The sequence below is a fragment of the Euzebyella marina genome, from assembly GCF_014855515.1.
Classification (GTDB): Bacteria; Bacteroidota; Bacteroidia; order Flavobacteriales; family Flavobacteriaceae; genus Euzebyella; species Euzebyella marina.
Map to the genome: position 1 here is coordinate 858665 of NZ_JACYFK010000002.1, position 11175 is coordinate 869839.

The 11175-nt window shown below is 40.0% G+C and carries 12 protein-coding genes; 3 read left to right on the plus strand and 9 right to left on the minus strand.

What is annotated here, in order from left to right:
- Window positions 1-181: 181 nt before the first annotated feature.
- Window positions 182-1300, minus strand: a complete 1119-nt coding sequence (locus tag IL356_RS12595) for a DUF2254 domain-containing protein (RefSeq protein ID WP_121848665.1) — start codon at window positions 1298-1300, stop codon at window positions 182-184.
- Between the two features lie 202 nt (window positions 1301-1502).
- Between IL356_RS12595 and IL356_RS12600 the strand changes: the two genes are divergently transcribed.
- The 3 genes from IL356_RS12600 to IL356_RS12610 are packed head-to-tail and all read left to right on the plus strand — an operon-like array spanning window position 1503 to window position 2703.
- Window positions 1503-1826, plus strand: coding sequence for an ArsR/SmtB family transcription factor (locus IL356_RS12600; RefSeq protein ID WP_121848664.1), 324 nt, complete (start codon window positions 1503-1505; stop codon window positions 1824-1826).
- A complete protein-coding gene (locus IL356_RS12605; RefSeq protein ID WP_121848663.1) occupies window positions 1826-2296 on the plus strand; it encodes an SRPBCC domain-containing protein in 471 nt (156 codons plus the stop codon). Before IL356_RS12600 ends, IL356_RS12605 begins: the two co-directional genes overlap by 1 nt.
- Window positions 2296-2703, plus strand: coding sequence for a DoxX family protein (locus IL356_RS12610; protein WP_121848662.1), 408 nt, complete (start codon window positions 2296-2298; stop codon window positions 2701-2703). The genes IL356_RS12605 and IL356_RS12610 overlap by 1 nt, the downstream gene beginning before the upstream one ends.
- Here the strand turns inward: IL356_RS12610 and IL356_RS12615 are convergent.
- The 8 genes from IL356_RS12615 to IL356_RS12650 all read right to left on the minus strand — a co-directional run bounded on the left by IL356_RS12615 (window position 2684) and on the right by IL356_RS12650 (window position 11096).
- Complete coding sequence (locus tag IL356_RS12615) at window positions 2684-3697, minus strand: glycoside hydrolase family 43 protein (RefSeq protein ID WP_121848661.1); 1014 nt, start codon at window positions 3695-3697, stop codon at window positions 2684-2686. The genes IL356_RS12610 and IL356_RS12615 overlap by 20 nt on opposite strands.
- 126 nt (window positions 3698-3823) lie before the next feature.
- Window positions 3824-6469, minus strand: a complete 2646-nt coding sequence (locus IL356_RS12620; RefSeq protein WP_121848660.1) for a TonB-dependent receptor — start codon at window positions 6467-6469, stop codon at window positions 3824-3826.
- Window positions 6470-6541: 72 nt separating this feature from the next.
- Window positions 6542-8086: a vanadium-dependent haloperoxidase gene (locus IL356_RS12625; protein ID WP_205601286.1), complete on the minus strand. Its 1545-nt coding sequence runs from the start codon at window positions 8084-8086 to the stop codon at window positions 6542-6544.
- Entirely contained in the window at window positions 8073-9089 is a 1017-nt protein-coding gene (locus IL356_RS12630) for a transporter (RefSeq protein ID WP_121848658.1), read from the minus strand. The genes IL356_RS12625 and IL356_RS12630 overlap by 14 nt, the downstream gene beginning before the upstream one ends.
- A 280-nt stretch (window positions 9090-9369) precedes the next feature.
- Window positions 9370-9657: a hypothetical protein gene (locus IL356_RS12635; protein WP_121848657.1), complete on the minus strand. Its 288-nt coding sequence runs from the start codon at window positions 9655-9657 to the stop codon at window positions 9370-9372.
- A 106-nt stretch (window positions 9658-9763) separates the two neighbouring features.
- Window positions 9764-10198 carry a response regulator gene (locus IL356_RS12640; protein WP_121848656.1) on the minus strand — a complete coding sequence of 145 codons (435 nt, stop codon included), beginning with the start codon at window positions 10196-10198 and terminating at the stop codon, window positions 9764-9766.
- A gap of 53 nt (window positions 10199-10251) precedes the next feature.
- A complete protein-coding gene (locus IL356_RS12645; protein WP_121848655.1) occupies window positions 10252-10686 on the minus strand; it encodes a DUF7793 family protein in 435 nt (144 codons plus the stop codon).
- 2 nt (window positions 10687-10688) lie between these two features.
- Window positions 10689-11096 carry a hypothetical protein gene (locus IL356_RS12650; RefSeq protein WP_162987877.1) on the minus strand — a complete coding sequence of 136 codons (408 nt, stop codon included), beginning with the start codon at window positions 11094-11096 and terminating at the stop codon, window positions 10689-10691.
- Between the last annotated feature and the right edge of the window lie 79 nt (window positions 11097-11175).

Sequence of the window (11175 nt, forward strand, 5' to 3'; positions counted from 1 at the left end):
TGATTTATCAGATTATTTACTACGAATTTAAAAAAGTAAAAACTATTACCTCAAAGCATCTATCATGCATTCACTTACGATAAAGTTCAGTTTATTTCTTTAATGCCACCAAATTAGATTGCCGGTAAATGTAAAATTCTATTTTAATTAAAGAAGAATTATTTCAATTTAAAAAGAAAGGTTATAGGCCAATGATTCCTTTACTCTCAAAAATTTTCATTTTTAAGACAGGGTCGTCCTTCATATAAGTTTCCATTTCCAGAAAACAGGTCTCAGCCAGCTTGTGATAAGAAACCATATCCATCTTTAGAACCCCACCCTTATCAGATTTCAAGGTGTTGAATTCTGGCAATTCTTTTCTGAGCAAAAATAATTGTGTTAAATAATCAATAGACATTAGCGAAGTGCCCGGGTCGTTTATGGCCGGGGAGCTAGCTTTTACGCCCACCTCTACCATATGTTTAAGACCGACCTCGATTACATCAATGGGCTCACCCCTATCAATACTGATACACCTCTTTATTTTTTGTTCAATGGATTCGTTTATTTGCCTGGAAACAGCTATCACAGGTTGATTTTCGAGTATAAAGGAACCCATTTTTTTTAGTAGCTTTATTTGAATATCATGCTCTTCAGAAATACCTATTAGCTTCTCTATTCTTATTTTATTCAAATAACCGCACTGGGTCATAGACACATACTGCTCCCAAAAATCTTTGCTTTTTTCTTCACTAGTCATTTCAAAGGGCAGATTCTTAATATGATAAATGGCGTTTTTAGTATTGGAAAAAGACTTTCGCAAAACATAGTTCACGTGAATCGATTGCGAAACGCTATGTATAAAATATATGAAAAGAAGAATATTAAAAATGCCCATTAAAATAGCCAATGGCGCCGCGACCGAAGGAAACTGGTCACTAGATTTTCCGGAAACAAAAGCCGCCATAATCATGCAATAAATGATGGTACCACTGGTAACTCCCAAGATAATTTGGTGGTGCTTTTCTTTTAAAATGAGCGGAATCAATCTTGGTGAATAATTGCTGATGCTGCGGTTCAAGACATCCATCACCATGGTATAACTAAAAATGGTGAGGGTAAAAATACCACCAATCGTAAAAGTTAAGATGAATTTGACACTGTCTTTGTCCGAAATAGCCAGCTGAGGATAGTCATTTAACAACGAAGGCGATGTAATCACCAAAACAATAGCCAAGATACCGAAGCCCAATGCTATGCAAAAGGTCATGAAAGAAATACTATTGAAAATTCTTCTGACCAATGAAAGTATGTTCACCATTTCAAAAAATCTAAAAATCAAGCATTTACCTGAAACTTGCGTTTTGTTGCAATATTAAAAAAGAAGATTATTGGCATAATGCTGTTAAGGCAAAAAAACGGACTGAAAAAAAGAAGTACCCCAAGTAAATACGAAACAAAATTTATAAAAATATTGTGCAACTAAATAACTGCATTTATATTTGCAACCAAATAACTGCGTAATGAAATTAAGACGAGACGTTTTTCAGGCTATTGCCGATCCGACGAGAAGGGCCATTGTTACCCTGCTAGCTTTTCAGGCTATGACCCCCACCTCTATTGCCGAAAATTTCAATTCGACCCGGCAAACGATTTCAAAGCATATTCAAATATTGAACGAATGTGACCTTCTAAAACAGGAACAAAGAGGTCGGGAGATATACTATCAGCTTAACCCTGATGGTATGAAGGAAATCGCCGATTTTATCGAGCCTTTCCGGAAAATGTGGGATACCCGCTTCAATAAATTAGAGGAAATCATGAAAAAACATCAATCAAATTCATAATGGAACAGAAAACAAAAGTAACGGCGCCAGAAGGCGCACAAGAAGTTTGGATCAAGAGAGAATTCGACCTTCCTTTAAACTTACTTTTCAAGGCATATACCGAACCGGAACTGGTAGCACAATGGATGGGCACCAAGGTACTAAAGCTTGAAAGCAAAAGGCATGGTAGCTATCAATTTGAAACGACCGACCCAAAGGGCAATGCCCATAGGTTCAACGGTACCATTCACGAATTTAAACCTGAAAAGCAAATTGTTCGCACCTTTGAAATGGAGAACACCTCCTTCCCTATTCAATTGGAGTATTTGACATTCGAAGAACTTACCCCGACTACCTCAAAGCTTATCATTCAGATAGTTTACAAATCTTTATCCGATAGAGATAACATGCTTAAATTACCCTTCGCATTTGGCATAAATATGGCTCATGACCGACTTCAAAAAATTGTTTCACGATTAAATCAAGAATAATGAAAAAGAGAAATCGAATTATTTATTGGGTTGCCACGCTATGGTTATCTCTGGGGATGATTTCTACTGGAATCGTGCAATTAATCAAGATGGATGAAGAGGTGGCCAACTTTAACACTTTGGGTTATCCTGTCTATTTGATGACCATCTTAGGCATTTGCAAGCTTCTGGGCACGGTAGCTGTTTTACTCCCGAAACTCGCCATATTAAAGGAATGGGCCTACGCTGGTTTTACTTTTACCATGTTAGGGGCGGCTATTTCGCATTTGGCGGTCGGAGACCCGATGATTACCCTGTTCGGGCCTCTTTTATTGCTAGTTCTTACCATCATCTCTTGGTCATTTAGACCTCCTAGCAGAAAAATTGTGAAACTGGAGCCGAAAATGACTATTGAGACACCCCTTTGAAGGTCATTTTAACCGGTTTGATGGTACCATCAGAATTGAATTCCATTTTGTCCATACAAGTCACCCTGTGATCACGGTCTTTATTGGGTATCGGCCTTCTATGGTAAACAATGATCCATTCATCGGTACCTGGCTTATTGACTACGGAGTGGTGGCCAGCACCAGTAGCTATATCGCCCTCTTTAGCCTCTAAAATGGTGCCTACTCGTTTGTAAGGGCCCGTAGGTTGGTCTGCCATAGCGTAGGCTACCTTATAGCTACCATTCGTCCACCCGCCTTCTGACCACATAAAGTAATAGATTCCGTTTCGCAAGAACATAAAGGGTCCTTCAACATAACCTTCCGGTGTTATCTCTTTGAATAGTGAGCCATCTTCCCAAGGTTTAAAGCCGGTAAAATCATCATTCAGTCGCCCCAAATTACAATGGCTCCATCCTCCGTAGAAAAAATAATAAGTTCCGTCTACATCCTTAAAAGTAAATTGGTCAATTGGTTGTGCATCGTTATAAAATTCAGAAATGAGGGGTTTGCCCAAATAGTCGCTAAACGGACCACCTGGCGAATCTGCCACAGCGACGCCAATACCGCCATAATGATTAATATCGTTCTTAGGGTCGTAAGAATCACGGCCAGGTCGCTGAATATCGTTAGCGCCAAAAAACAAGTAATATTTGTCTTCTTTTTCAATTATGGAAGGAGCCCAAAGGGCCTGTCTTAGCCATTTAACCTTTGTAGTATCAAGAATACGCTCATGCTTGTGCCAATGCACCAAATCTTTCGACGAGAAAGCATCGAAGTGCAATTGTTTATCATAATCGTCGGAAAAAGTAGGGTACACCCAGTAAGTATCATCAAAAACCATAGCCTCTGGGTCGGCATACCAACCTTCGAAAATAGGGTTATTATCGCTAGGTAACCTTTTTTCCGATTGTTGGGAGAAGCCGTTTGAACTAATCAAAAAAATAGCAAGAAAGTAAAGTAGTCGTATGTTCATTCACGTAATCTTACAAGTTTGACAAGGCAAACCATTAAAATTCTCAAATAAATGGTTTTTTACGCACCGAAGAAAATACCAGGACCAAAAATCATCATAGCAACGGTTATTCTTTATCTGAATGTACTAAATAGAAAAATTGGCCCCTAAAATAATTTGCCTAAACCCACCCGGAAATACGCCCGAAGTAGCCCTGTTCAATCTCGATGCCCTGTAAATTTTATTGGTTAGGTTTTTGCCGTTAATAAAGAGCCTTAGCTTAGAACCTTGACCTAAATCAAAATCATAATTCATAAAAGCATCCAACGTAAAATACTCGGGTAATTTACCAATGGCCCCATCTGAAGATTCGCTCTCAAAGTTATTGAACTCGGTATATTGTTGGCCTACATACTGACCACTAATACCTACGGCCAAATCATGCCAGTCATAATTAAAACCACAGTTTAAATTGACATTAGGCGTGTATGGGGCTTCTGTGTTATCAACCCCATCTTCACCTAGAATAATGACACTTTTGCTTATACTATCAAAATCTTCAGCAGTTATCGTTTGATTCTCAAGCGGTATTTCTTGACCGTTCGTATCAACCGTGTAAAGTTCAAAAGCACTACGATTGGCGTTCACTTTGTCAATAAATTCAGATTGGGTGGCAGCGTTATGTATCACTTGAGAAAACAAATCTTTATCCCAAAGTTTACCTTCAATTACCTTGGAATAAAGAAGAGTGGCATTTCCGAAAAAATTAAGGCTTTGAAATGAATCTTTGAAGAGCTCAGCGTTTAGTGATACTTCAACCCCTTGAACGTTGACCTTACCTAATTCTTCGAAAACCTCATTTCTACCACCTGCATAAAAATTTCTACTCGTATTGATGAAATATGTAAGTTGACCGTTTAAAATGTTACCGAAAACACTTCCTCTCCAACCTATTTCACGGTTCCAACTAAGTTCAGGTTTTATGTTAATGCTCTCACCGGCAAAAGGGTTTGTAACTACTCCGTTCTGCTCAACCAAAAAACCGAAAACCTTTGACGGGGCAATCATTCCCTCATAGATACTACCGAACACTTCCCCTTTCGGCAATTCATAATCAATGGTTATACCCGGTAAAAATTGGTCGTATACATTTGGTTCGCGGCCTTCTTCTATACTCTCTAAATCGGGGTTTTCGGCCAACGTTATTAAATTTTGGAGGTACATATCAACATGCTCCCATCGCACTATAGGCGTAAGGCCCCAATTTTTGAATTTGAATTCATTTCGTATGTACGAGTTGACCGACCATAGTCGGTACCACAAATCGGTAGTGATGTCGCCATGTCTGGCCCAACGTGAATTTGGCGCCTCTAAAAAGCGATCCTTAAACGTCTCTCGGTGAAAGTTCAACCCCACTTCAAGGTGTTGTTTTTCTTCCCCTAAATTCCAGTCTAAATCAAAGGTCTCTTTCACCCCAGAAACAGTATAGGCCCAGCGGCTATCTGTGGTGCTTTCACTCCCATTTTGCACCCTGCCAACAATGACATAATCTTCTTCTCCGAATTCAGAGCCCGATAAATAACTATACCGCTGGTTGAATATCTCTGAACCGACATAATCTTCAACATCGACCACTTGTACCTTTGCCGTCGTCTGTCTCCACCAATCCCTTTCAAAGTCAGACGCATATAACTTAGAGGTAAAACTGGTTTTGGCATTAGGTAGCCATTTATGAATAATATCCATACCGTAACGACGCATGGTAAACTGATCGGCATCTAACGGATTCTGTTCTGGGTCTAACCCAAACGTAAAGGGAGTTATAGAACTAAGTGAAGCCTTATTATCTTCAAACTGACCACTTACCTTAAAATATAAAGATTGAGATTCGGATAGCTTGGCAAATACTTTTGCGTTCAAATTGAGTAGTTCCACTGATGAATTGTTTGTAAACCCATCAAAAGTCTTGTAAACACCTTCAACCAAAGCTCCTAAATTGTTCCAAGTACCACCGTATGAAAGCAGACCGGTTCTGTAATTTCTTTGACCGCCCACCAGCTTGACCCTTAGTTCCGGTTTTTGTGGTGGAAGCATGGTTATATAGTTAATAGCGCCGTACATATTATTGGGTCCGTAGCGTAACATATCGGCACCTTTATAAACTTCAATAGCCGCAATTCTATCGCTTACCGGGTTATAGTATGCCCCTGGGGCAATGTAGGGTGCGGGTGCAGACGGCGAGCCGTCCTCCATGAGTAATACTTTTTTTGAGCGACGGCCCCATGAGCCCCTAATGCTAATATTGGGGCGATTAGACAACCCCATGTCACCTACAATATTCACCCCGGGAACTGTCCGTAATATTTCTTCGGTACTTATCGGATTACTATTTTTCAGTGTTAGTGGTGAAAGCCTAAAATTACTGCCTTTAAAATCTCTTTTATAACTCTTTGGGGATGAGCTGACAATTACCTCATTTAAGGTGGTACTATGAAGACTCAATTGAAGGGTGCCCAATTGGGGGCTATTTGTATTGATGCTGATTGTCTTGTCTTCGTAACCCAAATATTTGATCAACGCGGTATAAGTTCCTTCGTTTAAAGACATTGAAAAAATTCCGTTATGATCGGTTACCGCTCCTTTTTCGGAGCCTACCGTAATCTGTGCCTCTATCAAAGGTTCATTTGTTTGGCTATCGACTACCTTTCCTGTAACCGCAACTTGGGCGTGGATGTGTATTTGTGTTAATAATAAGAATAATGAAAATAGCGTAAAGGTGTTTTTTAAAAACATGAATATTGTAATATTTGGGCCGAATAAGTTTTTCTTCCCTGGGGGATTAAAATTTTCTTGTCGTGCTCAAGATTAGTCCGCACCATCTGCCTTGGCGACATCAATAGTGTATTGGGCCACTTCCCGACCCTGATCGGTACCAACGGTGGCGTCAAAAGACCAATGTATGCCACCATACACCCTAGAAATAGCTGCTTCTTCTGCCCAGCCTCTGACCAGATTCGCCTTCTCTGGAAAAATATAGGCCAATACCTCAGCTGCGGCAGCAGAGAAAACACTATGGCCCGACGTGTAACTCGGAAAATTAGGCGTACCCGCAATGGTCTTAAACCCGGCAACCTTCTGTATCGGCCTAGGGTAATGATAGTAGTATTTGGCGTCCCAACAGCTGATTCCAGCATCCATAATGGCCATATTCAGATAGGCCATGGTTCTGGCACTTCGTAAAGGATTCATTTTACTTTCAACTATGAATTCGTTCGCAAACCTGTTCCAATGCCCGGGAGGCGTATAGGTACCTAAACCATCTTGCCAAAAGTTGGCAATACGCCTTTTCTCTTCGGTCATGTTATCGGCATGGTCTTTTAGCACTTCTACATCTTTAAGGTATTCTTCGGAATCAAAAGCAGGAGGAGGGGTCGGACGAACCGATTCAACATCGGCAACGTTCCACATTGTAACTCTTCCGAACAAAGGAGTCAAACCGACCGGTCTAGTGGGCAGCTCTAAATTATCCCACTGCCACCCAAATCTTTCAAAAGCCGCTGCTTTGATAGAATCAGAAACCGCTTTTGGCGCTTGGGCGTTTTTCATACCATCGTTAGCGGCTCTGGTTAAAGCTATTTGCGAAATGCTATCACCTATAGTTACACCTGCATCGATATCACTTGGTACGTTCCCGCCCGATAACAATAAGCTTTCAAGGTGCTCTTCTTCCAACTCCTGTAAATAATCTTTTTCTAAAGGAAACATAGCGCTCAATACTTTTTTAGATACGCGCGCCAGCACAGCACCATCGGAAGGATAGGAAGGAATGTCGTTCGGTTCGTACGAATAGGAAATATCTCTGTCCTGTTGATAAGGTGCCGACCTCTGGTACATTTGCTTGTAATGCCAAGAAGTAATCAGTCCGTCAAATTGTGCCACCGATAAATAGGCCAAAGCTCTGCATGCGTAAGGCGGATGTGCAAAAGGAAATGCCGGTGGACCGTCAGGACTACTGGGGTTGGGTAGTGTATAACCGCCTTCTTCATTCGGTCCGGGAATGAGATTGTATTTTGCTATCAGTTCGAGTGCTATTTCATTCCAACGAACCACCGAATTGTTCGTCCAATACTCAATGGCCCTTTCCTGCTCAGAATTTATACTCTGAATAGCGGTTTTAAGTTCTGCGATTTCGTTGAGATAGCTTTGTGATGAAGCATCTTCCGGAGCATTTATTTCTATGCTTTCGGCATTTTCCAGTAATATCGGCTGCCAGTCTCCTCCATCGGTATCCATTCCCGAGAATTCATAACTTTCAAAACCTAAATTGGTCGGTATATCTTTTTCACAAGAAAACAAAGTTGCCCATACGACCGTTAACGAAACTAAACGATAAGCTCTACTCCTCTTCATCTTCTTCATTTTTTTCCTTTAAATAGTTGAATTGATAGGTTAAACCTATGCCGGTATTATTGAATTTTGCGGTGTTTAGGCCGTTCACCATGCGATGATGGTAGGCCACCAAGCCCAAGCCTTTAATCGATGGAATGTAGTATTGGGCCGAGAACCCTACCCTATCGAATTTTACCTTGTTGGTAGGCTGGGCGGCGTTATAGGATCTAATATCGTCTCCACTAGTCGATTTTAATCCTACGTAGTTCAACTCCAATTTAAGGCTATTGTTCAAAAACCAAGAGCCGACTACCGCCTCAAAGTTCCATGCGTTTGGCACATCCATGGTAGCCGAATAGTAACTTCCGTTGTTATAGTAATAATCACGTTCAGCTTCGGTATAGCCCCTCCAAAGATGTGCGACCATACCCCTTACGTAATAACCCTTGTGAAGTTGGTATTGTGCAATTCCCCTAACCGAAAGTTCAGGAGCTCCAAAACCAAGGCTGTACGGCATATAATCGGAAAGGTAGTTAGATGCAGGGGTAGAAAAGCCAACAGTTGTAAACAGTCGCAATCGGCCCACATCGGAGTTTTTTTCAAAAAATTTATATTTTAAAGCGAAAGAAATATCCTGTAAACCTTCTGCCCCATTGAACCTACCCCCGTTCGGCTCTGTAGACCTAGTTTTAACATAAGGCAGCCCAACATATAGGTTAAGCTCATCAAAAATACCAATGGCGACCATCGGTAAAATAGTAGTGCGTTTCACCGTAGCGATGGTCAGGTTTTCACGAAGGTAGTCGCCTTCCCAGTACTGATCAAATTCGCCATGATCGTAATTCAACAACACACAGGCATTTTGGGAAGGCATCATTAAGGCGTCTGTAGGGGTTTGGGCCATAGCATGTCGCGCGATAAAAAAGACAATTACCATTTTTATGTAAAGTAATTGCTTAAACTGCCTTGAGTAGGTTAAAGTATTGAATCCGTTAATTCTTATTCCCGAAACACTTGAATGCATTTGAAAATTGGTTTAGGTCGGTAATTAAGGCCCAATGCTAGTCATTAAAGAGAGATGGTCTTGAGTTATTACATGAACTGGCAGTTTGAATTGATGAATGAGTAATATGGATTGATGAGTGGGGTTGGTTTGTAGAGATAAACAAAATAACATTAGCTCTTAACTCCGCTCAACTCGCGTCGTAAAGAAAAGTTTCTAAAGAAGGCGAAATAAAATGCTTTTCGAGAAAAGCTGGGCTATCATTAAAAATTAGTGGGATAACAGCTATAAGAAGAGAAAATTAGTCTTCAAGATAAATGGCATCAGGCCTTTTAAGCAATAACATTAGCTTAAGTAAAACGTAGGCATATTTGCGGGCAAAATCATTTATATCTTCAGCGAGCATACAATTTTTCAACTCCTCTAAATAACCTTCGAACTGCAATCTAATCTGCGAATTTTCGAAGTTAAATCGACTTGAATAGGCATTGATCAATTCATAGGTCGCCATTGCATTTGAACGAAGGTAATAGTTCGATTGAAATTGTTTTAAATCTTCAATTAAGTCGTTCAACTCTATTGTACTCATGGGGAAACATTATTGTCTAAGCCAAGTTTGGTAAAAGCTCGGCTAACTATTTTACAAACTGTTTTGGTTCCAATTATTTTGATTAGCAGTTGGTATGGCCAATATATTAACCGAGATCAACGTTATCGGGTTCAGGCTTAAAAGCCTCGACAATTTGCCTAATTTTCGAAGCGGTCAGGGGTTTGCCTATAAATCCGTCACAAGCCTCGTGTTTTTCGGCATTCATTATATACTCAAGTTTGGTGGTAGAAGAAAGCACTATGGTTTTTACGGGCAGCCGATTCGACTTTTTAAGTTCAGACAATCCATCTAAAAAACCAAAACCATTTAGGCCGGGCATATTAATATCAAGAATAATGATATGGGGCATTTCCGCTTTCGAATTTCCCTTTGAAAACGTTAGTGAAAGCAAGTCATCCAATGCTGATTGGGCATTATCATACTTAGCAATATCTTGGTTACCCAATTCAAGCTCTATCATTCTCTGACAAACGAAAAGGTCTATTTCGTTGTCATCTATCAACATAAAATTTATTCTCATAACTCTAAGCGATTAAGGTTTTCACCTTCAGGCATATTTCCCTAAAATTTTTATCAGGACTTTAATTTTGTCGGGTGGTCAAACTCCTTTTTATAATTCAAGCAATGTTCTTTTGCCTTGGAAAGGTCATTGAAAATGGCATATGGTATTTCGGTGTGATAAATTCTTTTATAAGCCCTAACCAGTAGGTTGATGGCAAAGGAATTTACCACGTACACCTCACAGACAGCTATCTCTAAATTATTAAGACCTCGAGCCAAGTGTTGTGCACCCTCTACCGAAATGGTTCCTTTTACATCTCGCAAATCGAACAGAATTGGTACGGGCTGCCCTTTTGAAAGAGTTTTCATAGCATTCAAATACTTCTTGGCCGTCAACTGATCAAGTTTTTTAGCTTCATTCGTGTTCATCAACTTGCAGCATAGTATGCCACTATCGTCTCTCCAAAATGAGGCATTATTTTCTAGTTTCATTTGGTCATTGCTCATAATTAAATTTCGGTAGGGTTGATGGTTTCAGACATTCGCATACAATAGTTTTCAGCTTTTACCGAGCTATTGAATATGTGATTAAAAAAGGCATTGCCTTTCAAAATACAATAGACCATCAGGTACATTCTCATTAAGAATGACTGTACCAAGAATGTTGGTCTGTGCATACCAATATCATTCAGTTTGTAAGGGGACAATATTTTAAACAGGTTGATCAGTTCTCTTTTGGGTACTTCTCGAAGATCGATAAGTAATGGTAGGTACTTGCCTTTCGACAAGAATTTGATTCTTTCAGAGAACCCTTCTGAAAAACCCTCCTCCAGAAAACTTAAATCGAAATGATTTTCGATGGAACATTTGATGATGTTGGAATCAAGTCTAAATGATGCCCCATTAATTTGAACCATGCTTCTCCCTTTTTTAGAAACTTGAAAGTCAATTGACATGCCAAAGTCCTGAAAAAAGAATGGCCGGTTTTGTAACAAA